This window comes from Aeromonas sp. FL131 (genome assembly GCF_049860615.1).
Taxonomy (GTDB): Bacteria; Pseudomonadota; Gammaproteobacteria; order Enterobacterales; family Aeromonadaceae; genus Aeromonas; species Aeromonas hydrophila.
This window is the reverse complement of the sequence record NZ_CP187595.1, coordinates 1,406,832-1,432,339: the sequence shown is the minus strand read 5'-3', so window position 1 is coordinate 1,432,339 and position 25,508 is coordinate 1,406,832. Positions and strand designations below refer to the sequence as shown.

Below are 25,508 nucleotides of genomic sequence, written 5' to 3'. Positions count from 1 at the left end.
TCAATTAAATCAGCCTCAAACGAACTGATTTCAGCTGTTATTGTTTTAATGCCGCGACCCGGCCTCTCTGGTAGACTGGCGTATTCCTTAGTTCACCGTTACCAAGATGGGGCTCCTGTGATCGCGCAACGTGCCTTGCTGTACCTTCGTGACTTTCTGGTCATCGTCGCCTGCCTGCTGGCGGGCAAAACCCTGGCAGCCATCCTGCCGTTCGCCTTCCCCGGCAGCATCATCGGCATGCTGCTGCTGTTCGTGCTGCTCTCCCTGCAACTGGTGAAACTGCACTGGGTTGAGCAGGGCGCCGGCCTGCTGCTGCGCCACATGGGGGTCCTGTTCGTGCCGGTGGCGGTCGGGCTGGTGGCCTGGCTGGAGCCGCTGCGCCAATCCTTCGGCCTCATCATGCTCTGCATCGTGCTCGGGATCGTGCTGATCCTCGGCACCGTCGGCCGCCTCTACCAGAGGATGAACAAATGATCTTCTGGCTGGCCATTCCCTTGACCCTGGCGCTCTACTTCGCCACCCGGGCCCTCTATCGCAAGCTGCCCTGGCCCATCATCAACCCGGTGCTGGTGCCCACCGCCGTCATCATCGGCCTGCTGCTCTGGTTCGATCTGCCGCTGGAGCAGTACGAGAGCGGCACCCGCCCCATCACGGCGCTGCTGGAGCCGGCGGTGGTGGCGCTGGCACTGCCCCTTTATCAGCAGGCCCGCCAGATCCAGGCCAGGCTCAAGCCCATCCTAATCTGTACCCTGAGCTCGGTCTTGATCTCGGTCTGCACTACCTTGCTGATCGGTCATTTTATGGGCGCCGATCCGGCACTGCTGGCCTCGCTCGCCACCAAATCCATCACCACGCCGCTCGCCATGAGCGTCAGCCAGTCCCTGGGCGGCATTCCCGCCATCGCCGCCGCCGTGGTGGTGGTGGTGGGGATCGTCGGCGCCCTGATCGGCTTCCCCCTGCTCAAACTGATGCGGGTCACCGACCCCGAAGCCCAGGGGCTGGCGATGGGGGCCTGCGCCCACGCCATCGGCACCGCCACCTCCGCCGAGCAGGGCATCACCCAGGGGGCCTTTGCCTCGCTGGCCATGGTGGTGTGCGGCATCCTTACCGCCGCCGTGGCCCCCCTGCTGTTTGCCATTTACCACTGGTTGAGCTGAAGAGCACCCTTTTCCGCGATGGCGGGCCTGCGGGCCCGCCGATGTGCGACCTGCCGCACAATTTGCACAAGACAAACGTTTCCATTACCATCCCCCTCCGTTTGCCCGTCAGGGCGTGAGCATGCTCACACATTTAGCCGAGCTTGCTCCCTACAATGGCCCCCCAATTGGCCTTTGAGGACACACTATGCATCCCCGTTTTGCCAAGCCACTCGATACCCTGTCCGCCCCGCTCAAGGCGGCGCTGCTGCCCATGCTGGGCGATGATTTCCAGGCTCGCTTCACCCCGGATCAGATCGCCACGCTGAAGGCCGCCACCGGTCTTGACGATCGCGCCCTGCGCCTGGCCCTGCTGCCACTGGCCGCCGCCTGCTCGGTGGCCCCCATCTCCAAGTTCTTCGTCGGTGCCATCGCCTGCGGCCTGAGCGGCAACTGGTATTTCGGCGCCAACATGGAGTTTGCAGGTCAAGGTCTGTTCCACTCGGTTCATGCCGAGCAGTCCGCCATCTCCAACGCCTGGCTGGGCGGCGAGACCGGCATCTCTGAAATCACCGTCAACTACACCCCTTGCGGTCACTGCCGCCAGTTCATGAACGAGCTGAGCACCGCCAAGATCCTCAAGGTCTCCCTGCCGGATGACTTGAGCGCGCTGCAATCCTTCCTGCCCCACTCGTTCGGCCCGGCGGATCTGGACATCACGGACGCGCTGATGAGCCCGCAGGCCCACGACGAGCTCACGCTTGCGAGCGACGATCCGCTGTGGCAGGCCGCGCTGGCCGCCGCCCGCCAGAGCTACGCCCCCTACAGCCAGGGCTATGCCGCGGTGGCGCTGCAGTTCGCCGACGGTCGCATCTTCTGCGGTCGCTACGCCGAAAACGCCGCCTTCAACCCCAGCCTACCACCGATGCAGATGGCCTGTGCCCACGCGGTGCTGGGCGGCGAGGATCTTGCCACCATCCGCCGCGCCGTGCTGCTGGAGAGCAAGGATGGCCAGATCAGCCAGCAGGACTCCGCCCGCGCCACTCTCAAGGCGCTCGGTTCGGTCGAGCTGGAGTATCAGGCGGTCTGACCTACCGTTGCCTGAAACAACAAGGGGAGCCAGTGGCTCCCCTTGTTGTTTTGTGGTGCTCAGCAGCAAGCCTGCCGGGCGCGTCAGGACTCCCAGATGATGCTCTGGGAAGAGGACCAGGCGTCGCCGAGATCGGCATACTTCTGCTCCAGCAGGTGGCGGCGGATCTTCATGGTCGGGGTGAGCACCCCGTTCTCGATGTTCCAGGGGCTCTTCACCACCAGGATGCCGCGAATTTTGGCGTGGGACTCCAGCTGCTCGTTGACCCGGTTGCGGGCCGCCTCCAGCTGGGCGTTGACCTGATTGCGATCCCCCTTCATGGCGCTCTCCGCCAGCTGCACCAGCGCCACCGGCTGCGGCATGCCGTAGCCAATCACGCACAGCTGCTCGATGATCGGCTCCTGGCCGAGCAGCCCCTCGATGGGCACCGGCGCCACATACTTGCCCTTGGCGGTCTTGAACACGTCCTTCATGCGACCGGTGATGGTGAGATAACCCTCCCGATCCAGCTTGCCCATGTCGCCGGTGTGCAGCCAGCCCTCCTCGTCGATGGCTTCACGGCTGTGCTCGGGATCCTTGTAGTAACCCAGCATCATCCCCTCGCAGCGACAGAGGATCTCCCCTTCGTCGGAGATCTTGATGGTGACCCCCGGCCCCGCCTTGCCGACCGTGCCTATCTTGTCGGCCCTAAACGGGTAGTTGAGGGTGGAGAAGGCATGGTTCTCGGTCATGCCCCAGGCCTCGGTGATCTCGATGCCGATGCTGTGGTACCACTCGAGCAGGGCCGGTGCCACCGGCGCCGAACCACAGCCCAGCACCCGCGCCTGATCCAGCCCCAGCCCCTTTTGCAGCTTGCGCTTGATGAGGCCCGACACGAACGGGATCTTGAGCAGCAGCTCGAGTTTCTTCTGGGGCAGTTTCTCGTGGATTTTGATGCGGAACATGGCCCACAGCCGTGGCACCGAGATGAACACGGTGGGACGGCAGCGCTTGACGTCCTCGATGAAGGTATCGAGGGACTCGGGGAAGGCGATCTCGGCGCGGCCATAGAGGCTGCCGCCATAGACATAGACCCGCTCGGTGATGTGGGCCAGCGGCAGGTAGGAGAAGCCGCGGTCCTGCTCGCACAGTCCGACCGCCTCCACCAGCTTCTCGCACGACCAAGCGTAGCGCTCGACGCTCAGCATGGCCCCTTTCGGCTTGCCGGTACTGCCGGAGGTGTAGACCAGGCTCAGCAGGGAGTCCGGTGCTTGCACCGGGCTGTCCGGGATGGGCTCGTGCTGCTCCAGCAGATCGTCCCACTGATGGGCCGCCGGCATGGTGTCATAGGGAAAGGCGATGCGCAGCAGTTCGGCGGGGACCCCCGCCTCCTGGCTCTTCCAGTCATCGAGCTTGCCGACGAAAATCGCCTTGGCCTCGCTGTGACGCAGCACGTATTCGATGGTGTCGACGTTGGCGGTGGGATAGATGGGCACGCTCACGTATTGCCCCATCTGCATGGCGAGATCGGCGATGAACCACTGGGCGCAGTTCTTGGAGAGCAGCGCCACCTTGTCGCCGGCCACCAGCCCCAGCTGACGCAGCGCGGTCACCATGCGGCGGGCCTCGTCAGCGACCTCACCCCAGGTGAAGTCCAGGTATTCGCGGTTGATGGTTTGACGCAGATAGACTCGGTCAGGACACTGCCGCTCCCATTGGTAGAGCATTTCGAGCGGCAGTTTATTGGCAATACGCGAGGAGGAAGCCATAGTTTAATCCCTGAAACAAAAGGCGAAACTTATTATTAACCTTTCACTAACCTCAGGGAAGAATAAACTCAAACTTCTGTTTGAACTGTGTAACCGATCAAGCTTCTGCTTGTTGTTGCAAACGAATCCACATTGCCTGCACCAGCTTCTCATCCTGCTCGGAGAGTTCACCCTGCAGGATGGCCTCGTTCAGGCTGCGCAGCACATAACTCTTTACATCCCGCACCAGGGTCTTGCCTTCCAGCTCGGCCCGCGCCACCGCCAGCGAGATGTGGCCGCGCAGATAACCCCCGGCAAACAGCTCATCGTCGGTCGCCGTGGCCACCATGCCGTCTATCAGTCCCAACAACTTGTGCTCAAAATCATGAATCGTCATTTAACGCAGCCTCATTTTCCGGGGTTGCCGGCAAAATAATTCGGGGGAGTGGAACCGCGATCCGGTTGATCACGGCTCTCTGGCGCCAGGCCAGCCGCATCCTTGATGTCCTATTCCGGGTTGGCCACCGGGTAGATGACCTGATCCTTGTATCCCGTGGTGATCCGCAGATAACCACTTAACGACCGGTTCAGCGCCGGGTCATCGGTATCCACCAGCAAGGGCCTGCCCGCAAGGGCCGCCAGCTTGGCTTTGGTGGCCAGGACCTGGATCTGGTCCCGCCCGACGGCCCGCAACACCTCTGGACTCAGTTGCTGATTTCCGCGCCCGAACAGATGTCCCTGACCGCCGATCAGGGTAATGATCAACCGGCAGCGACGGCCGCGGATCCGGGTCAGGATCTCGGCGGCGGACAGATCCTGCCCGATAAGCCGGCCATTTTCCACCAGATCCACACCGAGTAGGGTATTTTCGAGGCCGAGCTCCGTCATGCAGGCCGCCACCGTGCTGCCGGAGCCCATCAGATAGAGGGTATCGGGCTCCATCTGCTCGACCACGCCGGCGGCGATGTCTGCCAGCACCAGCTCTTCAGACTCGCGCCCCCCCTGCTTGACCGCCTGCACATAGCGCAGATCGCCGGGCACCTGCAGCTGGCCGTAGTGACGGGCGCGCACCTTGCCGGCACGAAACGCCTCCTCGTCGATGTCCATCACCTCGGCATCCACCAGACTCAGCAGCTCGCCGGCAATCATCCGGGCCGCCACCCGGCCGCTGGCGGCGGGGGTCACCCCATAGACCCCGGAGTGGATCTTGCAGCCGGCCGGAATGCCGAGCACGTGGCACGCCTCCCCCACCGCCGCACAGATGTCCCGCGCGGTACCGTCACCGCCGGCAAACAGCAGCAGGTCAACGCCCGCCTCGCGCATCCGTTCGGCAGCGATGCGGGTATCGGCCGCCGTGGTGGCTGCTGCCGCGGGCTGATGGACGATGCGGCAGGGCAGGCCGAGCTCGCCGGCAAGCTCGGCCCCCATCTCGCCCGCCACCGTCAGCAGCTCGAAGCGGTCCGCCAGTTCACACAGCGGCAGCAGCGCCTGACGGGTCCGCTCGCAGGCCTTGGGGACGGCGCCACGGGCCAGCGCCTCGGCCACCATGCCGTCACTGCCCTTGAGACCGACCGCGCCGCCGATGCCGGCGACCGGATTGATGATGAGTCCTAAACGAAACATGTGTCCCTCCCGTTGGATGGCCGCCATTTTTATCTTTTCCTGCCACTGGGACAAGCCATAACCCCCTGTTAGAATGCGCGGCTTCACCCCTCAATCAAAGTTCAACCAAGGTTCAATCATGCTGGAATGGATTGCAGACCCCTCCGCCTGGGTCGCGCTCGCCACCCTGACCCTGCTCGAGATCGTACTGGGCATCGACAACATCATCTTTATCTCCATCCTGGTCGGTCGCCTGCCGGAGGCACAGCGCCAGAAGGCGCGGATCCTGGGGCTGGGTCTCGCCATGGGTACCCGCATCCTGCTGCTGCTCTCCCTGGCCTGGGTGATGCGTCTCACCGAGCCGCTGTTCACCGTGCTGGGCGAGGCCATCTCTGGCCGCGATCTCATCCTGCTGCTGGGGGGTCTGTTCCTCATCGGCAAAAGTGCCCACGAGATCCACGCCACCCTGGAGGGCGCCGCCGAACCTGAGAGCGTGAGCGCCGCCGCATCCGGCTTCATCAGCACCCTGATCCAGATCGCCATTCTCGACATCGTCTTCAGCCTGGATTCGGTCATCACCGCCGTGGGCATGGCGGATCACGTGCCGGTCATGGTGCTGGCCATCATGATCGCCGTCTTCATCATGATGTTCGCCGCCAAGGCCATCGGCGATTTCGTCGACAACCACCCCACCATCAAGATGCTGGCCCTCTCCTTCCTCACCCTGGTCGGTTTCGCGCTGATGGCCGAGGGGATGGATCTGCACATTCCGAAGGGCTACATCTACTTCGCCATGGCCTTCTCGCTGACGGTGGAGATGATCAACATCCGCCTGCGCAGTCACCACGACCGCGAAAAGCTCAAGCAGGAATAACTGTGAGCCACAAAAAAGAGCGCCATCAGGCGCTCTTTTTTTATCTACACAACCATGTCATTCATTGCTGATGACAATCGCCACGCGGCGGTTCTCGGCCCGACCGGCAGCCGTCTTGTTGTCGGCGATCGGATCGCGTTCACCACGGCCCCGGATGTCCAGGTTGGCCTGCGGCATACCGACCGATACCAGCACGTCGGCCACCGACTGCGCCCGCTTGTACGAGAGCTGATCGTTATAGTCCGCCGCCCCGTTGGAGTCGGTATGACCATCGATCCGCGCCCGGTTCAAGCCAACCTCCTGCAGGGTCTTGCCCAGTTTTTCCACCACCACACGGGTCTTGGGGGTCAGGGCATCGGCGTTGTTGGCAAACAGCACACGGTTGGAGAAGTCCAGAGTCCAACCCTCGTCGGTCAGGCGAAAGCCTTGCTCCTTGAGTACGGCGATCTGCTCTGCGGTCAGGCCGTGGGGGGCGCTTTGGCACCCCGCCAGCACGCTCAACAGCAGGCCGATCAAGCCGGTTTTCATCAGGACATGGATCTTCATTGTTATTTTTCCTCAGCAGAGACATCGAATTCCAGCTGGTCATGGAGTGCAAGCTCCCGACGCAGCCGTTTGGCATGGTACATGGCATGGTCCGCCTGCTGCAGCAGATCGGCGGCGGTCAGCCCCTGATCCGGATACAGCGCGATCCCGATGCTGACGGCAGCCAGCAGCTGGCTGCCATCCCCCAGTACCACGGGGTCTGCCATGGCCTGCTGGATGCGGGTTACCACATCTTCCGCCTCGCCCACCTGGGACAAGGGGGTCAGCAGGATGGCAAACTCGTCGCCCCCCAGACGGCATACCAGATCCATCGGCCGCAGCTGATGTTGTATCCGTCTGGCCAGGGCGATCAGCACGTCATCCCCGGCGGCATGGCCCAGGGTGTCGTTAATCTGCTTGAAGCGATCACAATCGAGGTAGAGCAGTGCAAAGCGCTCATCATGCAGCCGGCCGGTGGTCACCGCCTGATCCAGACGAGCCTCAAACAGAGCACGATTGGGCAAGCCGGTCAAGGCGTCATGGGTGGCCTGGTGCAGCAGGCTGGCATTCTCCCGCCGCTGGTGAGCCTGCCAGGCTTCCAGTTCATCGAGCAGGGAGTTGAAATCCTGGCCGAGCGCGTGCAGTTCGGCGATGTTGGCCTCGGGCACCCGCATGGCGAGGATCCGCTGGCGGCTGACGCTGTGGGCCACCTGGGCCAGATCCTTGAGCGGCGCCGTGAGAGAGTTTTGCATCCGGCGCGCCACGTAGAGCGCCCCCAGGGTGCTGAGCACCAGGCAGAGCAGCATCGCCAGCAGGGTCTGCAACAGGAACAGCAGCAGGTATTGGCCGTGCCCCACCAGATGAATGCGGGCGATCTCCACCCCGCCCCGCAGCATGGGCTGATCCACCGGCCCCGGCAGAATGAGCCGCGCCAGGTACTGTTCAAGACCGGACCAGGGGGTGCTCATGGCTCGGCTCCAGCTGGCCAGCAGCTGACCGCTCGGCAGATAGATGCTGGCCCGCGCCACATCCTCGTGGGTAGTGATGGCCTGCAACGCCTCGCGGGCTGCCTCTTCGTCGTGGAACACCACGGCCGCTTCGCTGGTGTAGCTGATGGCCCGCGCCACCAGCTCCAGGTTGTGATCCGCATAGAGTCGCAGCACCAGCAGGGCGATGCCGGTCAGCAGCACACCGGCCATGCAGACCGCCGTCAGGGACGTCACCAAGTGGGTGCGTCCCAGACTCTGTCGCAAGGTGAGGCGCTGGTTAGGGGGGCGAAACAAGCCGATCATGAGCCCCCCTCATCGGCCTTGGCCAGCTTGAGCACGGCGGGGTGCACCCGCACCCCGCTCCTGGCCAGGGCATCCAGATTGACCCGAAAACGGATCCGCTCCTTGCCGATCTGCAGGCAGAAGACGGAGTCGGCCACGCACTCGGTGCTGTGTTCGCTGATGCTGAGAATGGGGTAGCCGCGCAGCCGCTCGAACAGCGGCAGCCGTCGCTCGGGGGACAACACCCCCAGATAGAGCACGTCACACTGGGGGCCGATCGCCTTGTCATCGACGTCGTAGCGATGGACGCTGACCGGCCGGCCGTTGGCCTGCTGCTTGATGGAGAAGAGCGCAGTGGCGTACTCCGTCGGCGCCGCCACGCACAGGCGCAGTTCGCTCGGCTCGGTCGGCCAGCGGGTGTAGCTGAGAATGTCGAGCACGGTCTGGCGCACCTGCTCGGCTCGCAGCTCGGCCGAGGTCAGGGGGGGCGGCTCGGTGGAGAGGGCCAGCGTGCAAACCAGCGGCGCCAACCACGCCAGGATCCGGATCAGTGAAAAAGAGTGCATCGTGCCTGCGCTTAAGCCCACATCAGCACCCATGAAGGGCGGTTGCCCGCGAGGGGTGAGCCGGATGGAAATAGTATTGAACTTGTCAGCAGCATGACAAGGCGCAGCCGACAGAGCAAGGGGCTGACCGGGCCGGCATCACAATAATGACGAGGGCCCACCCGTGCGTGAGCCCTGCAATAAAGTGCATTCATGGGGTTACTTCTTGTTGATCCCGTATTCCCGCAACTTGTTGGCGATGGCGGTGTGCGACACGCCCAGCCGTTTGGCCAGCTGACGGGTGGAGGGAAACGCCGGGTAGAGCCGCTCCAGCAGCCGGCTCTCGAAGCGTTTCACCGCCTCGTCCAGTCCCCCTTCGAACCACTCGTCGATGAGCGGCATGGCGTCGGCCGCCACCGGCAGATCCACGTGCTCAGGGCCGATCTCGTCCCCTTCCAGCAGCGTCATGGCGCGGTAGAGGCAGTTGCGCAGCTGGCGCACGTTGCCCGGCCAGCGGTAGGCGGTGAGGTATTCCGCCATGTTGCGGGTAAAGCGCGGGCGCGGGCGCTGCAGCTCGCTGGCAAAGCGGGAGACGAACTGCTGGGCCAGCGCCATGATGTCCGCCTTGCGCTCGCGCAGCGGTGGCAGCGCCAGGCTCAGCACGTTGAGGCGATAGTAGAGGTCTTCCCGGAACTTGCCCTCGTGCACCAGATCCAGCAGCTGCTTCTGGGTGGTGCAGATGAAACGCACGTTGACCTTCACCTCCTGCTCGTCACCGACCCGGCGGAACACGCCATCCTGCAACACCCGCAGAAACTTGGTCTGCAGATGGGGGGACATGTCGCCAATCTCGTCCAGCATCAGGGTGCCGCCGCTCGCCAGCTCCAGCACCCCGCGCTTGCCTTCGGTGTTGTTGCCAAAGGCGCCGGGGGCGTAACCGAACAGCTCGCTCTCGGCCACGTTGTCCGGCATGGCGGCGCAGTTGAGCGCCATGAAGGGGTGGCTGGAGCGCAGGCTGGCACCGTGGCAGGCGCGGGCCAGCAGCTCCTTGCCGGTGCCGGTCTCGCCGACGATGAGCAGCGGCGCATCCTGCATCGCCAGCTTGCTCGCCTGTGCCAGCACCTGTTTCATCTTCTGGCTCTCGGCCTGCAGGTGTTCAAAGCCCCCCACTTCCACCGCGTGCAGCGCGCTGAAGTGCATGCCGACCCGACGGGCGGATTTGAGCACCACCACGGCGCCGGCCAGGGCCTGTCTGCCCTTCTCTTCGGCCACGAACAGCGGCATCAGATCCGCCAGATACTCTTCGCCATTGATGCTGAGCTTGCAGGTCTGCGGCCGGATCTCGCTCGCTTCCAGCCAGCGGCTGAAGGAGAAGCCCTTGACCAGGGAGCCGAGCGCCGCGCCGCGCACCTCCTCCACCGGCAGAGCCAGGGTGGTGAGGGCGGACTGGTTGGCCTGGGTCACCTTGCCCTTGGCATCGAGGGAGAAGACCAGATCCGGCAGCGCCTTGAGCAGCGCCTCAATCTCGTGGTGTTCGCGCTCGGAGGGCATGTAGGGGATGGTCTTGACGTCATAGACCCCGGGAATGCGGCGGATCTCCGGCATCAGGTGCTGGAAATCACGAAACTCCAGCTCGGGAAAGTTGAGATAGATGATGCCTGAGGTATCGATTTCGATGCCGCGCAGATCGATGTTGTGCTCCACCAGACGGTCGAGCAGTTCCCGGGTCAGGCCCAGGCGGTCTTCACAGCTGACTTCAAGACGCATTCGGGACACACTTCCTAGCTAACTCTATGAATGACCGGATAATACAGACTCGATCCCGCCAGTGCGAGCGCCAGCCCATAAAAATGCGGGCCCGCCCCGTTTTCACCGGGCAGGCCCGCGCCATCTACAGACGTTTATTTGAGCAGCTGGTCGGTGCGTGCCGCCATGATGAAGTCGTTGCGGTGTAATCCACCGATCTTGTGGGGCCACCAGCTGACGGTCACCATCTCGCCCACTCGGTGAGTGAGGGCGTCTTCACTTCAGCAGTTCATCCGTGCGCGCCGCCATGATGAAGTCGTTGCGGTGTAATCCACCGATCTTGTGGGTCCACCAGCTGACGGTCACCTTCCCCCATTCGGTCAGGATTGCCGGATGATGAAACTCCGCCTCTGCCAGTTCACCCAGCCGGTTGGTGAAGGCGAGCGCCTCCTTGAAGTTGCGAAAGGTGAATTCGCGCCGCAGCTGCAGCTCACCTTTCACCACCAGCGGCTGCCAGTCGGGGATGAGGCGCATCAGTTCGCTCAGCTCCTGCTCGCTCACCTTGGGGGCATCGGCGCGGCACGCTTCACACTGCTGGCTGGCCAGTTCGGACATGGGACTCTCCTTGTGTATCGATGAAAAGGGGGTAATCAAACACCGGCGGGCGGCTCAGCTCGCCTGCTTGCCGCCGGCCGGTGCAAAACGGGGGGGACGCAGCCCCAGACGGCGCGCCTCGGCCACCATGGCCATGATGTCCTGCTCCGCCAGACGATAGAGCTCGCCAAGCTCGGGCAACACGAAATAGGTGGGTTGCATGATGTCGATGCGATACGGGGTGCGCAGCACCTCAATGGGATCAAAGGGTTGCAGCACGGGTTGGCCGCCGAGGGCATAGGCGGTCTCGCCGATGGAAGAGAGAATGCCACCGCCATAGATGCGCAGCCCGTCCGCCGTGGCCAGCAGGCCAAACTCCACCGTGAACCAGTAGAGCCGTGCCAGAAAGACCCGCTCCTCCTTGCCGGCCCGCAGGCCAAGCTGGCCGTAGACATGGGTGAAATGGGCGAAGGCGGGGTTGGTCAGCATGGCGCAGTGGCCGAAGATCTCGTGAAAGATGTCGGGCTCCTGCAGGTAGTCGAGCTCGTCTCGACGGCGAATGAAGGTGGCTACCGGAAACTGGCGATTGGCCAGCAGGGCAAAGAAGCGGTCAAAGGAGATGAGCGCCGGCACCGCCGCCACCGACCAGCCGGTGGCCGGTTGCAGCACGGCGTTGATCTGGGCCAGCTGGGGGATCCGATCCCGGGGCAGGTCGAGCCGCGCCAGCCCGGCCTGGTACTCGTCGCAGGCCTTGCCCTCGAGCGCCGCCAGCTGGCGCGCGATCAGGATCTGCCAGGTGCCGTGCTCCTCGTCCGAGTAGTGGATCGTGCCCGCTTCATCCGGCTGGTGGGCGGTGTAGAGACTTGCCATGGGTGACTCCATCCTCTGGGTTGCGACCCGCCATCCGGGCGGTCAGGCGCCATTGCGCGATGGGATCACTGTAACGGTTTGCCCCCCAAAAAAGCAGCCGACCCAAGGGTCGGCTGCCGCGGACAATTGTAAATAATTTGTGACAATCACAATCGAGCCCTGGCCGGCCGCTCACCCCTTGTTGAGGTAGCCTGCCAGCTGACCGATCAGCCGCTTGCGCAGCTCGCCGAGCCTGGGTTTCTCGTCCGCGCACCAGGGCAGCGGGCGGCACGCCTCTATGGTGCGCAGGCCGAGGCGAGCGGTGAGCAGCCCGGCCCCTACCCCTTGCGCAGCACGGGCGGAGAGCTTGGCGGTAAGCTCAGCCCCCAGCAAATCCATCCCCACCTCGGTCACCAGCTCGGTGGCGCCGGCGTAGAGCATGTTGCGAAATACCTGACGGATCAGGCGAATGCGGCTCCAGTAGCCGAGCTCGATGGCGTAGACGTCAGCGATATCCTCGATCATCCGCAGGTTGCGCCACAGCATCAGCATCATGTCGACGGTGGCGAGCGGGCTCAGGGCCACCAGCACGGCGGCCTCCCCCGACCATTTGGCCACCCGCGCCTGGGCCAGCTTGTCGCGCTCGCCGAGCACCAGCTGGCTGTAGAGGGTCAGCACTTCCCGATCGCTGTGGCTCTCGTCGAGCTGGGCCAGCCAGGTCTGATACCCTTCGCGCCCCTTGTCACCACTGCGTTCGGCCAGCCCTTCGCAGAATGCCTGCCCCTGGCCGACCCCCTGATGGGCCAGCAAATCTTCGGCCCGCGAGCGCACATCCTGGCGCCGCTTGAGGGTGCGCAGCCGCAGCCACTCGCGCCCCACCACGCCGGCGGTCCCTGCCGCCACCAGCGCCGAGGCCGCCAGCCAGGCGCCGCCCCAGAGCGGAGTGGTGAGAAACTGCTCGTAAAGGAAGGCGCCATACTGGCCCAGGGAGAGCACACCGACCGCCCCCAGCCCCCACGCCAGCAGCCGATGGCGGCGGCGCGGTTTGATGACAAGGGCGCTCTCCACCTCGGTGAGATCTTCCAGCTCGTCGAGGCGCTCGAAGCTCGCCTCCTCCAGTCGCTGGGCCGGTGCGGGCGCTCGCTCCTTCTCTGCTGCCGTCAACGCGGGCTCCAGGATCACCTTGCCCTGCAGCGGTGGCCGCTCTTTTATCTGATCGTTCATCGCTTCTCCTGAAAACAGTCTCCCGGGTACGGCGCAGGCAACCAGCCCGTGCCGCACACCGGTTATTCGAGGTGATCCCCGAGCAGAAACTCCAGCGCCGCATCGAGCCGGATATGGGGCAGCGCCTGATGGGGGCTCATGGGCAGCGGGCGAAACGCCTGAAAATCAAAGCCCTGATTGTTCCACCACTGGGCGGGGGGGATATGGGACGGCACCTCGCCCGGAAACAGCAGCAACGATTCACCACTCAGGCTGGTGCCACGGATGGCGGGAAACTCGCGGCCATCGGCCACTCCCTTGCCCACCTCGGTCGCCTTGATGGCGGCCAGCGCCAGGCACTCGGTGGCAATCCCCTCAAAACGGGCCTGGCCGCGGCCGCTGCGCACCAGATGCTGCAGCAGGGAAACCATGGGGCCATGCTGTTCGGGGGTGACGTGATCGGCCTTGCTCGCCACGAACAGCAGCTTGTCGATGCGCGGCGAGAAGAGCCGCCGCCACCAGTTGCTCTTGCCGTAGGCAAAGCTCTCCATGATGCGGGCGATGGCCTGCTGCATGTCGCCAAAGCTGGCCGCCCCGGCGTTGAGGGGCTGCAGGCAATCCACCAGCACGATCTGGCGATCGAAACCGGCAAAATGCTGCTCATAAAAACCCTGCACCAGGTGCTGCTTGTACTGCTCGAAGCGCTGCTTGAGGGTGGCGTAGAGGGTGCCTTCGGCCGGTTCGCCAACAGGCATCGCCCACACCCAGGGCACGAACTGCAGCATGGGGGCGCCGGCATACTCCCCCGGCAGCACGAAGCGACCGGGCTGGATCAGGTGCAATCCCAGCTCTTGTTTGCAGGCATGCAGATAGTCGGTGTAGCGCTCGGCGAGCTGGGCCACCGGCCGCTCCTCGAAGCCCTGATCCGCCTGCCATTCGGGTGCCAGCCAGCCGGCGGCAAGGGCCTGCAGCTCGGGGCGACGCAGCTGCTCGCGCACCTGCTCGCTCCACTGCTCGTAGCTCATCTCCAGCAGCGGCAAGTCGAGCAGCCACTCCCCGGGATAGTCCACCAGATCCACGTAGAGGGTGGAGATCTCCCCCAGGTGCTTGCGCAGCGGATGGCGGGTGCGATAGCGAATTTCGAGGCGCACCTCGGCCACCCCGCGGGTCGGCTCGGGCCAGGCCGGCGGATCGCCAAACAGGGCATCGAGGCCGCGCTCGTAGGCAAAGGTGGGAATGTGGGCATTTTGCTGGGGCACCCGGCGGGCACCGAGGATGCGCCCCTGGCGCAGGGCATCCCACAGGGGCAGGCGGCCGTCGATGGCCGCGTGTTCCAGCTGGTTCACCAGCGCCGTGATGAAGGCCGTCTTGCCGCTGCGAGAGAGGCCGGTGACCGCCAGCCGGATGTGGCGATCCCGTACCCGGTTGACCACGTCGTTCGCCTTGTGCTGCAGGCGATTGAACTGCTGTTCCAGTTTATTGAGTATCAAGGCTTGTCCTGTTCTCCCATCCATCCAGAGCGAAGGGGGATGGCCGCTGCCGCCCCCACACCATGGCCCCCTGGCGCGGTGCCCGCCATCAAAGGCCGGCCCGCGCCGGCGGGGCCATGGCATCGCTCGGGGTTACAAGTTGCGAAACTCCCGCTGCAGGGTGAACTCCTTGGAGGTCACCAGCTTCTCGATGCGCTGCAATCTGGGCTCCAGCCCATCCAGCTCCTGGCCGATGCGGGCAAGGGCCTGATGGGGCGTGACACCCGCCTGCCAGCTGCGCGCCTTCATCCGCACCTCGGCAAAGTCGGCATCCTCCTGGGCGTAGAGGGTGACTGGCTTCTTGTCGAGCAGAAACCAGGCGGCCACGTAGGCGGTGAAGGTGATGAAACCGGCGAAGATGAGGCCGCTGATGGCCAGCAGCCGCACGATCCAGGTCTCCACCCCGAAGTACTCTGCCAGACCGGCGCAGACCCCGGCTATCTTGCCGCGCTGGGGATCACGATAGAGGTTGCGCCCCTCTTTGCTCCACTGTGTCATACCTTGTTCCTCCAGCCCGGCACTTCCGCATCCAGAATCGACTCCAGGGCGCCGACCCGCTCCTGCATCTTCTCGGCACGCACCAGCAGCCCCTGCAGCTGTTCACGCTCGCCATCGGCAAGACCGGCGCCAATGCGTCCCTTGGCGCGGTAGTGCAGCACCAGCCAGATGGGGGCCACCACCACCATGAAGACCACCATGGGAACCATCAATACACCCAGCAGATCTTCCATCTGTTACTCCCCCTGTTTCGGCGTGGTATCGCCTTGGCCCAGCTTCTGGCGCATGGCCTCGAGCTCTTTGCTGATCTGATCGTCGGCTTCCAGTTCGGCAAACTGCTGGGCCAGCGCCTTGTCGGACTGTCCCAGATCGGCGCGGGCTTCCATCTCGTCGATGCGACGCTCCATGCGCTCGAACTTGCTCACCACCGCCTGGCTGTCGCCACGGGCGACCTGGCTCTGCACGTTGAGACGGCTGCTGGCTGCTTCGCTGCGAATGGCCATCGCCTTCTGGCGGGCACGGGCGTCTTCCAGCTTGGCTTCCAGCTGACGGATCTCCTCCCCCAGCTTGGCGATGCCGCTGTCCACCGCCTGCTGCTCGCGCTCGAGGCCGTCGGCCAGCTCGGCCTGCTTCTTCTTCTCGATGAGGGCGGCGCGGGCCAAGTCTTCCCGCCCCTTGCTCAGGGCCAGCTCGGCCTTGCCCTGCCACTCGGCAACCCGCTCCTGATGGCGGCTGACCTGGCGGCCAATCTCTTTCTGGTTGGCGAGGAAGCGGGCCAGATTGGAGCGCTCCTTCACCAGCTCGTCTTCCATCTCCTGGATGATCAGGCGCACCATCTTCTGGGGATCTTCTGCCTTGTCGAGCAGGGCCGTCAGGTTGGAATTGATGATGTCGGCCAGGCGGGAAAAAATACTCATGATTGTACTCCTGTGGTTGGCATACGTTGTTTCTCCATTGACAATGGCAACTTGTGTGCCAATCTGGAACAGAATTTAACTTGTTGATTTATATGGGGCTGATAAGTCGAGTTTCAAGATGCACCACACAAGTAATGATTAGAATCACCAACTTTTGGTAAGATTGACCAGCTTTCAACGATTCACGGGGATGACTATGACCACGGCCACGGAAAGCCTGTTGGGGGAATCCAACGCATTTCTCGAGATCATTGAGCAGGCCTCCCGCCTGGCGCCGCTGCGCAAGCCCGTGCTGATCATCGGCGAACGGGGGACCGGCAAGGAGCTCATCGCCCACCGCCTACATTATCTCTCTGCGCGCTGGGATCAAAGCTTTGTCACCGTCAACTGCGCCACCTTGAGCGAGAGTCTGCTGGAGACCGAGCTTTTCGGCCACGAGGCGGGCTCTTTCACCGGCGCCGCCAAGCGCCACCAGGGCCGCTTCGAGCGGGCCGATGGCGGCACCCTCTTCCTTGACGAGCTGGCCACCACCAGCGCGCGGGTGCAGGAAAAACTGCTGCGGGTGATCGAGTACGGCGAGTTCGAGCGGGTGGGCGGCGCCAAGGCCCTCAAGGTGGATGTGCGACTGGTGTGCGCCACCAACGAGGATCTGCCGGCGCTGGCCGACAAGGGGCAGTTTCGCCACGATCTGCTGGACCGGCTCGCCTTCGACGTCATCACCCTGCCCCCCCTGCGGGAGCGGCGCGAAGATATTCTGATGCTGGCGGAGCACTTCGCCCACGGCATGACCCGGGAGCTCGGTTATCCGCTGTTTGCCGGCTTCTCGCGCAAGGCGGCCCAGTTGCTGCTGGATTACCCCTGGCCCGGCAACGTGCGGGAGCTGAAAAACGTGGTGGAGCGCAGCATCTACCGCCAGGGCAACCCCCAGTTGCCGCTGGCCGAGCTGGTGCTCAACCCGTTCGATTCCCCCTGGCGTCCCCGGGCCCAGGCGGCGGTCGCGACCACCGTCCCGCTGGAGCAGACGCCGGCGGTGACACCGGACTCCCCCGCCCTGCCGCTGGATCTCAAACAGGCGGTGGCGGGCTACGAGATTAATTTACTCAAGCAAGCGCTGCAGCAATCCCAGTATAATCAGCGCAAAGCCGCCCAACTGCTGGCCCTGAGCTATCACCAGTTCCGCGGCATGCTGCGCAAATACCAGCTGCTGGACAGTGACAACGATGTGGATTAATCACCCGGGCAGCCTGCCCCAGAGCGGCACCCACCCCTTGCCGGCCCCGTCGCCGGCAACTTCGTATAAAAACATGGTTCGACAATGAGAATGCTCAAACCCTTGCTGCTTGGAGTGCTGGTGCTGCTCACCGGTTGTCAGAAACAAGACGACGCGTCCAGGACGGGACTCATCTATTGTGCCGAAGGCTCGCCCCAGACCTTCAATCCCCAGGTCTCCAATTCCGGGGTGACCCTGGATGCCAGCTCGCGCCCGCTCTACGACCGTCTGCTGGAGGTGAACCCCAACACCCTGGCACTGGAGGGAGGGCTCGCCACCCGCTGGAGCACCAGCGAAGACGGCCTCTTCTATACCCTGACCCTGCGCAAGGGGGTCACCTTTCACCACACGCCCTGGTTCAACCCCTCGCGCCCCCTCAACGCCGACGACGTGGTGTTCACCTGGCAGCGGCTGCTCGACAAGCAGCACCCCTATCACGACGTCTCCGGCGGCGAATACCCCTACTTCTACAGCCTGGGGCTGGATCAGCTGATCAAGCGGGTCTACAAGAAGGGCACGGATCAGGTGGTATTCGAGCTGAACCGGCCGGATGCCTCCTTCCTCGCCACCCTGGCCAGCGACTACGCCATCGTGCTCTCCGCCGAGTATGCCGGGCAGCTGCAAAAGGCCGGCACCCCGGGGCTCATCGACAGCCGCCCGGTGGGCACCGGGCCGTTCAGCTTCAAGGAGTATCGCCACAACGAATACGTGCGCTACCTGCGCCACCCCGGTTACTGGGGCGGCGAGGCCAAGATTGAGCAGCTCATCTACGACATCACCCCCAAATCGTCCAAGCGGCTGGCCAAGCTGCTGACCGGCGAGTGCGACGTGATGAGCACCCCCTCCGCCAGCCAGCTGTCGGTGATCGACCAGGATCCCGACCTCAGCCTGGCGGTGCAGTCCGGCATGAACGTCGCCTTCCTCGCCCTCAACACCCGCAAGGCGCCATTCAACAAGGTGCAGGTGCGCCAGGCCATCGCCAGCGCCATCAACATCGACAACCTGCTGCAGGCGGTCTATTTCGAGACGGGCCAGCCCGCCAACAGCCTGCTGCCGCCGCTCTCCTGGGGTTACAACCCCTCGCTGCCGATGCGCCAGCCGGATCTCAAGCGGGCGCGCCAGCTGCTCAAGGAGGCAGGTCTCGAGCAAGGGTTCGAGATGCAGGTGCTGGTGCAGCCGGGCTCGCGTGCCTACAACCCGGATGCCCTCAAAACCGCCCAGCTGATGCGAAGCGACCTGGCCAAGGTCGGCATCAAGCTCAAAATCGTGCAGCAGGAGTGGCCGGTCATCGAGGCCCGCCTCGCCCAGGGCCAGTACGACAGCCTGCTCAGCGGCTGGATTGCCGACAACGCCGACCCGGACAACTTCTTTCGCCAGCTGCTGAGCTGCGCCGCCGTCGAGCGCGGCAACAACTACAGCCGCTGGTGCAGCCCGGCGTTTGATCAGCTGCTGGACGATGCGGTGACCACGCCCCAGCTGGCATTCAGGCTGCGCAACTACTACTACGCCCAGACCCTGCTCAACGAGCAGATGCCGCTCATTCCGCTGGCCCATGCCCTGCGCACCCAGGTCAGCCGCAGCGACATCGAGGGGCTCTCCCTGATGCCCTTTGGCGGCACCGTCTTCAACCAGGCCTATCGGGAGTAAGCATGTTTCTCTATATCCTGCGTCGCATCAATCTGCTGCTCATCACCCTGCTGGCGCTGACCTTCGTCGCCTACCTGCTGGACGTGCGCCTCATCGGCCAGCAGGCCAGCTTCTGGAGCGGCTACCCCGACTTCCTGCGCCGCATTCTGGACGGAGATCTGGGCCTCTCCAGCGTCTCCGGCCTGCCGGTGCTGGACGAGATCCGTCACTACTTCCCCGCCACCCTGATCCTCTGCGTGGCGGCCTTCGCCATCTCGCTGCTGGTGGGCATTCCGCTCGGCACCCTGGCAGCCCTCTCCCAGGGCAAGCCGCTCGATCTCACCATCATGACCGCCGGCCTCATCGGCTACGCGGTGCCGGTGTTCTGGCTGGCCCTGCTGGTGGTGATGTTCTTCTCGCTGGATCTGGGCTGGCTGCCCGCCTCCGGCCAGATCAGCCTGCTCTATGACGTGCCCTCCATCACCGGCATCGCCCTCATCGACGTGCTGATGAGCCACGAACCCTGGCGCCAGGCCGCCCTGCACGACGCCCTGCGCCACCTGATCCTGCCCTCGCTGGTGCTGGCGGTGGTGCCCACCACCGAGGTGATCCGCCACGTGCGCAGCTCCCTCATCGACGTGATGAAGCAGAACTACATCAAGGCGGCGGCCAGCCGCGGCCTCTCCCGTCGCCAGATCGTCTGGCGTCACGGCCTCAAGAACGCCCTGCCGCCGGTGCTGCCGCTGCTGGGCCTGCAGCTGGGCAGCGTGCTCACCTCCGCCATGATCACCGAGGTGGTGTTCGAGTGGCACGGCATCGGCCGCTGGCTCATCAACAGCATCGCCCTGCAGGACTACGCCGCCATCCGCGGTGCCACCCTGGTGGTGGCCAGCTTCGTCATCTTCATCAGCGTCAGCACCGAGCTGCTCACCACCATCATCTACCCGGCGCGGCGCAAAGAACTCTATGCAAAACAAGACTGAACGTGCTCATGGCATGACCCGGAGCCAGGAATCCTATGCAAGACAAGACTAGCCTCTACCCCGAGCTCAAGATCCTCTCGCCGCTGGAGCAGACCTGGGCCTCCTATCGCCGCAATCCGCTGGCGATGGCAGGGCTCTGGTGCTTCGTGATCCTGCTGCTCATCACCCTGTTCGGCCCGCTGGTGGTGCCCTACGGCATCGACGAGCAGCACAGCGCCCGCTTGCTGCTGGCCCCCTCCTGGGCCAACAGCGGCAACATCGATTATTTCCTCGGTACCGACGATCTGGGGCGCGACATCCTCTCCCGGCTGGTGGTGGGTGCCAGGTTCACCTTTGGCAACGCCCTGCTGGTGGTGGTGATCGCCATGGTGGCGGGTACCGCCATCGGCATCCTTGGCGGCATGAGCAAGGGGCTCAAGTCGAGCGTGCTGCACCACCTGCTCGATACCCTGCTCTCCATCCCCTCCCTGCTGCTGGCCATCATCATGGTGGCCATCCTGGGGCCGGGTCTGTTCAATACCCTGATCGCCATCACCCTGGCGCTGATCCCTCCCTTCATCCGGGCCACCTATAACGCGGTCCACACCGAGATGCAGAAGGAGTACATCATCGCCAGCCGGCTCGATGGCTCTCCCCCCTTGCGCATCATGCGGCTGGCCATTTTGCCGAACATCGTCGAGACCCTGGTGGCCCAGACCACCCGCACCCTGTCGGCAGCCATCCTCGACATCTCGGCGGTGGGCTTTCTCGGCCTCGGCGCCCAGTCACCACAACCGGAATGGGGCGCCATGCTGGCCGACTCGAGCGATCTCATCTATCTCGCCCCCTGGACCGTGACCCTGCCGGGCATGGCCATCCTGTTCAGTGTGCTGGTCACCAACCTGGTGGGTGAAGGCATTCGCGAAGCGCTCAAAGAGGGGAATGACTGATGCAATGCTCTGTGCCCAAGATAGGCATGCTCACCCTTGTCCCCTGCCCATTCCTGTACGGCGTGCAGGTCAACCCATCGCTGGTGGGTGAAGGCACTCGCGAAGCACTCAAAGAGGGGAACGACTGATGCCTCTGCTCGATATACGCAACCTCACCATCGAGATCGACACCCCGCAGGGCAAGGTCAAGGCGGTGGACAAGGTGAGCCTGACCCTGGCCGAGGGGGAGATCCGCGGCCTGGTGGGCGAATCCGGCTCCGGCAAGAGCCTGGTAGCCAAGGTGATCGTCGGCATCCAGAAGGACAACTGGACGGTGCGCGCCGACCGGATGCGCTTCAACGACATGGACTTGCTGACCATGGCGCCTCGCGAGCGGCGCCGCATCATGGGCCGCGAGATCGCCATGATCTTCCAGGACCCCATCAGCTGTCTCGACCCCTCCGAGGAGATCGGTACCCAGCTGGAAGAGGCGATCCCGACCGACTCCTTCGAAGGGCAGTTCTGGCAGCGCTTCCAGTGGCGCAAGAAGAAGGCCATCGCCTTGCTGCACCGGGTCGGCGTCAAGGATCACCGCAAGGTGATGCGGGCCTACCCTCACGAGCTGTCGGACGGCATGTGCCAGAAGGTGATGATCGCCATGGCGATTGCCAACCAGCCGCGCCTGCTGGTGGCGGACGAACCCACCAGCGCCATGGAGTCCACCACTCATTCGCAGATCCTGCGACTGCTGGACAAGATGAACAAGCTGGGCAACACCACCATCCTCATCATCAGCAACGACATCGCCGCCATCGCCAACCTGACCGATACCATCAACGTGATGTATTGCGGCCAGATGGTGGAGGTGGGTACCCGGGAGCAGATCCTGGAGACGCCGCACCACCCCTATACCGATGCGCTGCTCAAGTCGATCCCCGACTTTGACAAGCTGGTGCGCCACAAGTCGCGCCTGGAAACCCTGCCCGGCGTGATCCCGCCGCTGCAGCACCTGCCCATCGGATGCCGGCTCGGCCCCCGCTGCCCCTATGCCCAGAAGCAGTGCGTGCAGACCCCGCTGATGAGCAAGATCAAGGGGCACCAGTTCAGCTGCCACTTCCCGTTGAACATGGAAGAGCCCAAAAAGTGAATTCAATCCCGTATCAGAGCGTGGCTACATGCCCTCTCACCAAGGAGCCAGGACAGTGATCGAACCCTCCCTGTTGCAGGTCAGGGGCCTGTGCAAGACCTATCAGAACCGCACCGGCCTGTTTCGACGCCGGGCGGTGGAAGCCATCAAACCGCTCTCCTTTGATCTCGAGGTGGGCCAGACCTTGGCCATCGTCGGCGAGGCCGGCTCCGGCAAGAGCACCCTGGCCCGCATTCTGGCGGGCATGATCGAGCCGAGCGGGGGCGAGATCGCCATCGAGGGGCAGCCGATGATCCACGGCGACTATCAGACCCGCTGCAAGCTGCTGCGGATGATCTTCCAGGACCCCAACTCCTCCCTCAACCGCAAGATCCGGGTCGGCCAGATCCTAGAGACGCCGCTGCGCCTCAACACCGAGATGACCGAGGAGGAGCGCCGCGACAAGGTGGTGCAGACCCTGCGCATGGTGGGCATGCTGGCGGACCACGCCCTCTTCTATCCGCAGATGCTCTCCGCCGGTCAGCAGCAGCGGGTGGCGTTGGCACGGGCGCTGATCCTCAACCCCAAGATTGTGGTGGCCGACGAGGCGCTCTCTACCCTGGATATCTCGGTGCGCTCCCAGATCATCAACCTGCTGCTGGAGATGCAGGAGACCATGGGGCTGAGCTATGTGCTGGTAGCCAACGATCTGGGGGTGGTGAGCCACATCAGCGACGAGGTGCTGGTGATGCACGAAGGACGGGTGGTGGAGCGCGGCAAGACCCTCAAGGTGTTCGCCGATCCCCAGCACGAGGTGACCCGGCGCCTTATCCAGAACTACAACAACGAATACCGCCGTTGATCCCCACCCGGCGGCTCGCCGCCGGCTCTTGCCCGCCGCTTTCACGCCTGAAAAAGAGACAAAAAAATCCCGGCTCAGGGGCCGGGAATTGCGCTCAAAAATGAATGCGTCGCTCGTAGTAGGAACGCTGCAATGGTAGGCAGCGCCCTGCCCGTCAACAACTGTCAGATCTGACAGGAAGACCGCTATGGAACCGGAACTGCGGATCCGGCGAGCGGATCAGCTCCGCCTCCACCTGGCCGAAGAAGGCCACCCGTTCACTGATGTCCTCCCCCGCATATTGTTCGGCCAGCGCCAGATAGTCCTGGTAGTGGCGCGCCTCGGAGCGCAGCAAGGAGACGTAGAAACGGCCCAGCTCCTCGTCCAGATGGGGCGCCAGCTTGGCAAACCGCTCGCAGGAGCGCGCCTCGATATAGGCGCCGATGATCAGCTTGTCGACGATGGTGGCGGGCTCGTGGGTGCGCACATGCTGCATCAGGTTCCGGGCATAGCGGGAGGCGGTCACCGGACCATAGGGAATGTCGCGGGCCTGCATGATCTCCAGCACCTGCTCGAAGTGGTGCAGCTCCTCCTGAATGAGCCGCACCATGGGAAACAGCAACGGATTGCGGGACAGCTCCTCGAACACGGTGCGATCAGACTCCCCCATGCTGCGCTTGCCCAGGATCTCGGCTTTCTCCGGGATGGCATCCAGCTCCCGATAGAACTCCAGCTTGGGCAACAGATGACGCTTGCCCTTGGGCAGACAGTAGCGGCGCACCAGGCTGTGGGCGGTGAGCGCGGCCTTGTTCTCGCAGTTGGCGTGATCGATGAGCAGGGTCGGCAACCAGGCGGGATCCCGCGCCATCTCGATCCACGCATCCGGGGTCTCGCAGTGCAAAAACTGGCGCACGGGGGCTAGCAGGTCATCCATCTGAATTCTCGTCTGTTCGGGTTGATACGGCGGCGGCCCATGCTAGCGGATCCCGCCGCCACTGCCCATAGCTGCGGATACAAACGCTGCTTTTTCAAGCAGATGCGGGCCCTTTTTAGCGAGCGGAAACAACAATGGGGGCCAAGGCCCCCATCTCGTTGCAACACCCCAGCGTGGAAAACGTTTAACTGCCTTCGTTAAAAATTTCCAGGTTGCTGGTGCCTTCCTGCCACTCGCGCACCGCCTTGTTGTCATCGCTGCGCATGGCGTTGAGGTGGTCGAGGTAGGATTGATCCACGTCGGAAGTGACGTAATGGCCGTTGAACACCGAGGTCTCGAAGTGGCGCAGCTCGGGGTTGATCTCCCGCACCGCCGCTTCCAGATCTTCCAGATCCTGGAAGATGAGGCCGTCGGCGCCGATCAGCTTGCACACCTCTTCCACTTCCCGGCCGTGGGCGATCAGCTCGTTGGCGGTGGGCATGTCGATGCCGTAGACGTTGGGGAAGCGAATTTCCGGCGCCGCCGAGGCGAAGTAGACCTTGGCTGCCCCCGCTTCACGGGCCATCTGGATGATCTGCTCGGAAGTGGTGCCACGCACTATGCTGTCGTCCACCAGCAACACCTTCTTGCCCTTGAACTCGGAGCTGATGGCATTGAGCTTGCGGCGCACCGACTTCTTGCGCTGGGTCTGGCCCGGCATGATGAAGGTACGGCCGATGTAGCGGTTCTTCACGAAGCCCTGACGGTACGGCAAGTCGAGGGTGTGGGCGATCTCCAGCGCCACGTCGCAGGAGGTCTCGGGGATGGGGATGACCACGTCCACGTCGAGATCTTCCCACTCGCGGGCAATCTTCTGGCCCAGCTTGCGACCCATGTTGAGGCGGGCGGCATAGACCGACACCTTGTCGATGCACGAATCGGGGCGAGCGAAGTAGACATATTCGAAGATGCAGGAGCTCATCTGCGGGTTCTCCGCACACTGCTCGGAGAAGAGCTGGCCCTGCTCGGTGATGTAGATGGCCTCCCCCGGCGCGACGTCGCGCACCGTCTCGAAACCGATGGCGTCAAGCGCCACGCTCTCGGAGGCGAGCATGTACTCCACCTGCCCCTGCTCGTCGACCCGGCGGCCGAGGATCAGCGGGCGAATGCCGTTGGGATCGCGAAAACCGATGAGACCGTGGCCGATCACCAGGGAGACCACGGCATAGGCGCCGCGGATCTGCTGGTGCACCTTGCGCACCGCCGAGAAGATGTCTTCCGGGCGCAGCGCCATCTTGTCACAGAGATCCAGCTCGTGCGCCAGCACGTTCAGCAGCACCTCGGAGTCCGAGGTAGTGTTGATGTGGCGACGGGCCACCTTGAACTGCTGCTCCTTGAGCTCCTTGGCGTTGGTGAGGTTGCCGTTGTGGGCCAGCACCATGCCGTAGGGGGAGTTCACGTAAAAAGGTTGGGCTTCAGCGGCACTGGAGCTGCCTGCGGTGGGATATCTGACATGTCCTATGCCGATATGCCCTTTCAAGCGCTGCATGTGACGCACTTCAAACACGTCCTTCACCAGGCCGTTGGCCTTGCGTTGCCGGAAGTTTCCACTGTCAATGGTCACGATCCCGGCGGCATCCTGTCCCCTGTGCTGCAACACCGTCAAGGCGTCGTAGAGGGCCTGATTGACGGGGGTGGTGCCAACTATACCGACAATACCACACATGTCTTTGCT

At 63.8% G+C, this 25,508-nt stretch carries 28 protein-coding genes; 11 read left to right on the top strand and 17 right to left on the bottom strand.

From position 1 onward, the window contains the following. Positions 1–117 precede the first annotated feature (117 nt). The 3 genes from ACPW75_RS06865 (at position 118) to cdd (ending at position 2,226) form a co-directional block, all read left to right on the top strand. Positions 118–474 carry a CidA/LrgA family protein gene (locus ACPW75_RS06865; RefSeq protein WP_011705771.1) on the top strand — a complete coding sequence of 119 codons (357 nt, stop codon included), beginning with the start codon at positions 118–120 and terminating at the stop codon, positions 472–474. After that, positions 471–1,157, top strand: a complete 687-nt coding sequence (locus ACPW75_RS06860) for an LrgB family protein (protein WP_011705770.1) — start codon at positions 471–473, stop codon at positions 1,155–1,157. Before ACPW75_RS06865 ends, ACPW75_RS06860 begins: the two co-directional genes overlap by 4 nt. A 187-nt stretch (positions 1,158–1,344) precedes the next feature. Next, complete coding sequence (cdd, locus tag ACPW75_RS06855) at positions 1,345–2,226, top strand: cytidine deaminase (protein ID WP_077095939.1); 882 nt, start codon at positions 1,345–1,347, stop codon at positions 2,224–2,226. Positions 2,227–2,309: 83 nt separating this feature from the next. Here the strand turns inward: cdd and ACPW75_RS06850 are convergent, their stop codons facing one another. From ACPW75_RS06850 to ACPW75_RS06840, 3 genes are all read right to left on the bottom strand, one after another. After that, positions 2,310–3,974: an AMP-binding protein gene (locus tag ACPW75_RS06850; RefSeq protein ID WP_016350478.1), complete on the bottom strand. Its 1,665-nt coding sequence runs from the start codon at positions 3,972–3,974 to the stop codon at positions 2,310–2,312. Between the two features lie 97 nt (positions 3,975–4,071). After that, positions 4,072–4,350, bottom strand: a complete 279-nt coding sequence (locus tag ACPW75_RS06845) for a YfcL family protein (protein WP_011705767.1) — start codon at positions 4,348–4,350, stop codon at positions 4,072–4,074. Positions 4,351–4,460: 110 nt separating this feature from the next. After that, positions 4,461–5,576, bottom strand: a complete 1,116-nt coding sequence (locus ACPW75_RS06840; protein WP_190283623.1) for an ATP-NAD kinase family protein — start codon at positions 5,574–5,576, stop codon at positions 4,461–4,463. A gap of 118 nt (positions 5,577–5,694) precedes the next feature. Between ACPW75_RS06840 and ACPW75_RS06835 the strand changes: the two genes are divergently transcribed. After that, on the top strand, positions 5,695–6,429 hold the full coding sequence (locus ACPW75_RS06835; protein ID WP_016350476.1) for a TerC family protein: 735 nt from the start codon (positions 5,695–5,697) through the stop codon (positions 6,427–6,429). Positions 6,430–6,486: 57 nt separating this feature from the next. Here the strand turns inward: ACPW75_RS06835 and ACPW75_RS06830 are convergent, their stop codons facing one another. From ACPW75_RS06830 to pspA, 12 genes are all read right to left on the bottom strand, one after another. Continuing rightward, positions 6,487–6,975: an OmpA family protein gene (locus ACPW75_RS06830; protein ID WP_011705764.1), complete on the bottom strand. Its 489-nt coding sequence runs from the start codon at positions 6,973–6,975 to the stop codon at positions 6,487–6,489. A 2-nt stretch (positions 6,976–6,977) separates the two neighbouring features. After that, positions 6,978–8,246 (bottom strand): diguanylate cyclase domain-containing protein, encoded by a 1,269-nt coding sequence (locus ACPW75_RS06825; protein WP_077095941.1) that lies wholly within the window; start codon positions 8,244–8,246, stop codon positions 6,978–6,980. Next, the gene (locus ACPW75_RS06820) at positions 8,243–8,824 is read right to left on the bottom strand and encodes a YfiR family protein (RefSeq protein ID WP_017409649.1); all 582 of its coding nucleotides are present in this window, start codon (positions 8,822–8,824) and stop codon (positions 8,243–8,245) included. Before ACPW75_RS06820 ends, ACPW75_RS06825 begins: the two co-directional genes overlap by 4 nt. 165 nt (positions 8,825–8,989) lie before the next feature. Next, positions 8,990–10,537: a transcriptional regulator TyrR gene (gene tyrR, locus ACPW75_RS06815; RefSeq protein WP_016350472.1), complete on the bottom strand. Its 1,548-nt coding sequence runs from the start codon at positions 10,535–10,537 to the stop codon at positions 8,990–8,992. A gap of 134 nt (positions 10,538–10,671) precedes the next feature. After that, positions 10,672–10,764, bottom strand: a complete 93-nt coding sequence (locus tag ACPW75_RS06810; protein WP_373881255.1) for a 4a-hydroxytetrahydrobiopterin dehydratase — start codon at positions 10,762–10,764, stop codon at positions 10,672–10,674. A gap of 28 nt (positions 10,765–10,792) precedes the next feature. After that, the gene (locus ACPW75_RS06805; RefSeq protein ID WP_005300093.1) at positions 10,793–11,131 is read right to left on the bottom strand and encodes a 4a-hydroxytetrahydrobiopterin dehydratase; all 339 of its coding nucleotides are present in this window, start codon (positions 11,129–11,131) and stop codon (positions 10,793–10,795) included. A gap of 54 nt (positions 11,132–11,185) precedes the next feature. Next, positions 11,186–11,980: a phenylalanine 4-monooxygenase gene (gene phhA, locus ACPW75_RS06800; RefSeq protein WP_011705758.1), complete on the bottom strand. Its 795-nt coding sequence runs from the start codon at positions 11,978–11,980 to the stop codon at positions 11,186–11,188. Between the two features lie 171 nt (positions 11,981–12,151). Then, the gene (locus ACPW75_RS06795) at positions 12,152–13,183 is read right to left on the bottom strand and encodes a YcjF family protein (protein WP_077095943.1); all 1,032 of its coding nucleotides are present in this window, start codon (positions 13,181–13,183) and stop codon (positions 12,152–12,154) included. A gap of 62 nt (positions 13,184–13,245) precedes the next feature. Next, the gene (locus ACPW75_RS06790) at positions 13,246–14,652 is read right to left on the bottom strand and encodes a YcjX family protein (RefSeq protein WP_179101386.1); all 1,407 of its coding nucleotides are present in this window, start codon (positions 14,650–14,652) and stop codon (positions 13,246–13,248) included. A gap of 132 nt (positions 14,653–14,784) precedes the next feature. After that, on the bottom strand, positions 14,785–15,189 hold the full coding sequence (pspC, locus tag ACPW75_RS06785; protein ID WP_029303246.1) for an envelope stress response membrane protein PspC: 405 nt from the start codon (positions 15,187–15,189) through the stop codon (positions 14,785–14,787). After that, complete coding sequence (gene pspB / locus ACPW75_RS06780; RefSeq protein ID WP_005300084.1) at positions 15,186–15,422, bottom strand: envelope stress response membrane protein PspB; 237 nt, start codon at positions 15,420–15,422, stop codon at positions 15,186–15,188. The genes pspC and pspB overlap by 4 nt, the downstream gene beginning before the upstream one ends. 3 nt (positions 15,423–15,425) lie before the next feature. Continuing rightward, on the bottom strand, positions 15,426–16,106 hold the full coding sequence (gene pspA, locus ACPW75_RS06775; RefSeq protein WP_011705754.1) for a phage shock protein PspA: 681 nt from the start codon (positions 16,104–16,106) through the stop codon (positions 15,426–15,428). Between the two features lie 196 nt (positions 16,107–16,302). Between pspA and pspF the strand changes: the two genes are divergently transcribed. The 7 genes from pspF (at position 16,303) to ACPW75_RS06740 (ending at position 22,881) form a co-directional block, all read left to right on the top strand. Beyond that, a complete protein-coding gene (pspF, locus tag ACPW75_RS06770) occupies positions 16,303–17,337 on the top strand; it encodes a phage shock protein operon transcriptional activator (RefSeq protein ID WP_077095960.1) in 1,035 nt (344 codons plus the stop codon). 90 nt (positions 17,338–17,427) lie between these two features. Next, the gene (gene sapA, locus ACPW75_RS06765) at positions 17,428–19,023 is read left to right on the top strand and encodes an ABC transporter substrate-binding protein SapA (protein WP_016350465.1); all 1,596 of its coding nucleotides are present in this window, start codon (positions 17,428–17,430) and stop codon (positions 19,021–19,023) included. A 2-nt stretch (positions 19,024–19,025) separates the two neighbouring features. Then, positions 19,026–19,985 carry an ABC transporter permease gene (locus ACPW75_RS06760; protein ID WP_011705751.1) on the top strand — a complete coding sequence of 320 codons (960 nt, stop codon included), beginning with the start codon at positions 19,026–19,028 and terminating at the stop codon, positions 19,983–19,985. Positions 19,986–20,020: 35 nt separating this feature from the next. Then, entirely contained in the window at positions 20,021–20,914 is an 894-nt protein-coding gene (locus tag ACPW75_RS06755; protein WP_011705750.1) for an ABC transporter permease subunit, read from the top strand. After that, positions 20,914–21,042, top strand: a complete 129-nt coding sequence (locus ACPW75_RS06750; RefSeq protein ID WP_256821944.1) for a hypothetical protein — start codon at positions 20,914–20,916, stop codon at positions 21,040–21,042. Before ACPW75_RS06755 ends, ACPW75_RS06750 begins: the two co-directional genes overlap by 1 nt. Continuing rightward, complete coding sequence (locus tag ACPW75_RS06745; RefSeq protein WP_005300065.1) at positions 21,042–22,040, top strand: oligopeptide/dipeptide ABC transporter ATP-binding protein; 999 nt, start codon at positions 21,042–21,044, stop codon at positions 22,038–22,040. Before ACPW75_RS06750 ends, ACPW75_RS06745 begins: the two co-directional genes overlap by 1 nt. 55 nt (positions 22,041–22,095) lie before the next feature. Continuing rightward, positions 22,096–22,881: an ATP-binding cassette domain-containing protein gene (locus ACPW75_RS06740; RefSeq protein ID WP_011705748.1), complete on the top strand. Its 786-nt coding sequence runs from the start codon at positions 22,096–22,098 to the stop codon at positions 22,879–22,881. Between the two features lie 154 nt (positions 22,882–23,035). Here ACPW75_RS06740 and miaE read toward each other — a convergent pair whose 3' ends face one another. Both miaE and purF read right to left on the bottom strand, forming a co-directional pair. Continuing rightward, the gene (gene miaE / locus ACPW75_RS06735; protein WP_017409658.1) at positions 23,036–23,794 is read right to left on the bottom strand and encodes a tRNA isopentenyl-2-thiomethyl-A-37 hydroxylase MiaE; all 759 of its coding nucleotides are present in this window, start codon (positions 23,792–23,794) and stop codon (positions 23,036–23,038) included. 184 nt (positions 23,795–23,978) lie between these two features. Continuing rightward, positions 23,979–25,499: an amidophosphoribosyltransferase gene (purF, locus tag ACPW75_RS06730; RefSeq protein ID WP_011705746.1), complete on the bottom strand. Its 1,521-nt coding sequence runs from the start codon at positions 25,497–25,499 to the stop codon at positions 23,979–23,981. Positions 25,500–25,508: the final 9 nt, after the last annotated feature.

What these genes read in the sequence shown, in the direction of transcription:
- ACPW75_RS06860 (WP_011705770.1), top strand. Translation starts at nt 471, where the DNA reads ATGATCTTCTGGCTGGCCATTCCCTTGACCCTGGCGCTCTACTTCGCC.
- cdd (WP_077095939.1), top strand. Translation starts at nt 1,345, where the DNA reads ATGCATCCCCGTTTTGCCAAGCCACTCGATACCCTGTCCGCCCCGCTC.
- ACPW75_RS06850 (WP_016350478.1), bottom strand. Translation starts at nt 3,974, where the DNA reads ATGGCTTCCTCCTCGCGTATTGCCAATAAACTGCCGCTCGAAATGCTC.
- ACPW75_RS06845 (WP_011705767.1), bottom strand. Translation starts at nt 4,350, where the DNA reads ATGACGATTCATGATTTTGAGCACAAGTTGTTGGGACTGATAGACGGC.
- ACPW75_RS06840 (WP_190283623.1), bottom strand. Translation starts at nt 5,576, where the DNA reads ATGTTTCGTTTAGGACTCATCATCAATCCGGTCGCCGGCATCGGCGGC.
- ACPW75_RS06835 (WP_016350476.1), top strand. Translation starts at nt 5,695, where the DNA reads ATGCTGGAATGGATTGCAGACCCCTCCGCCTGGGTCGCGCTCGCCACC.
- ACPW75_RS06830 (WP_011705764.1), bottom strand. Translation starts at nt 6,975, where the DNA reads ATGAAGATCCATGTCCTGATGAAAACCGGCTTGATCGGCCTGCTGTTG.
- ACPW75_RS06825 (WP_077095941.1), bottom strand. Translation starts at nt 8,246, where the DNA reads ATGATCGGCTTGTTTCGCCCCCCTAACCAGCGCCTCACCTTGCGACAG.
- ACPW75_RS06820 (WP_017409649.1), bottom strand. Translation starts at nt 8,824, where the DNA reads ATGGGTGCTGATGTGGGCTTAAGCGCAGGCACGATGCACTCTTTTTCA.
- tyrR (WP_016350472.1), bottom strand. Translation starts at nt 10,537, where the DNA reads ATGCGTCTTGAAGTCAGCTGTGAAGACCGCCTGGGCCTGACCCGGGAA.
- ACPW75_RS06810 (WP_373881255.1), bottom strand. Translation starts at nt 10,764, where the DNA reads ATGGTGACCGTCAGCTGGTGGCCCCACAAGATCGGTGGATTACACCGC.
- ACPW75_RS06805 (WP_005300093.1), bottom strand. Translation starts at nt 11,131, where the DNA reads ATGTCCGAACTGGCCAGCCAGCAGTGTGAAGCGTGCCGCGCCGATGCC.
- phhA (WP_011705758.1), bottom strand. Translation starts at nt 11,980, where the DNA reads ATGGCAAGTCTCTACACCGCCCACCAGCCGGATGAAGCGGGCACGATC.
- ACPW75_RS06795 (WP_077095943.1), bottom strand. Translation starts at nt 13,183, where the DNA reads ATGAACGATCAGATAAAAGAGCGGCCACCGCTGCAGGGCAAGGTGATC.
- pspC (WP_029303246.1), bottom strand. Translation starts at nt 15,189, where the DNA reads ATGACACAGTGGAGCAAAGAGGGGCGCAACCTCTATCGTGATCCCCAG.
- pspB (WP_005300084.1), bottom strand. Translation starts at nt 15,422, where the DNA reads ATGGAAGATCTGCTGGGTGTATTGATGGTTCCCATGGTGGTCTTCATG.
- pspA (WP_011705754.1), bottom strand. Translation starts at nt 16,106, where the DNA reads ATGAGTATTTTTTCCCGCCTGGCCGACATCATCAATTCCAACCTGACG.
- pspF (WP_077095960.1), top strand. Translation starts at nt 16,303, where the DNA reads ATGACCACGGCCACGGAAAGCCTGTTGGGGGAATCCAACGCATTTCTC.
- sapA (WP_016350465.1), top strand. Translation starts at nt 17,428, where the DNA reads ATGCTCAAACCCTTGCTGCTTGGAGTGCTGGTGCTGCTCACCGGTTGT.
- ACPW75_RS06760 (WP_011705751.1), top strand. Translation starts at nt 19,026, where the DNA reads ATGTTTCTCTATATCCTGCGTCGCATCAATCTGCTGCTCATCACCCTG.
- ACPW75_RS06755 (WP_011705750.1), top strand. Translation starts at nt 20,021, where the DNA reads ATGCAAGACAAGACTAGCCTCTACCCCGAGCTCAAGATCCTCTCGCCG.
- ACPW75_RS06750 (WP_256821944.1), top strand. Translation starts at nt 20,914, where the DNA reads ATGCAATGCTCTGTGCCCAAGATAGGCATGCTCACCCTTGTCCCCTGC.
- ACPW75_RS06745 (WP_005300065.1), top strand. Translation starts at nt 21,042, where the DNA reads ATGCCTCTGCTCGATATACGCAACCTCACCATCGAGATCGACACCCCG.
- miaE (WP_017409658.1), bottom strand. Translation starts at nt 23,794, where the DNA reads ATGGATGACCTGCTAGCCCCCGTGCGCCAGTTTTTGCACTGCGAGACC.
- purF (WP_011705746.1), bottom strand. Translation starts at nt 25,499, where the DNA reads ATGTGTGGTATTGTCGGTATAGTTGGCACCACCCCCGTCAATCAGGCC.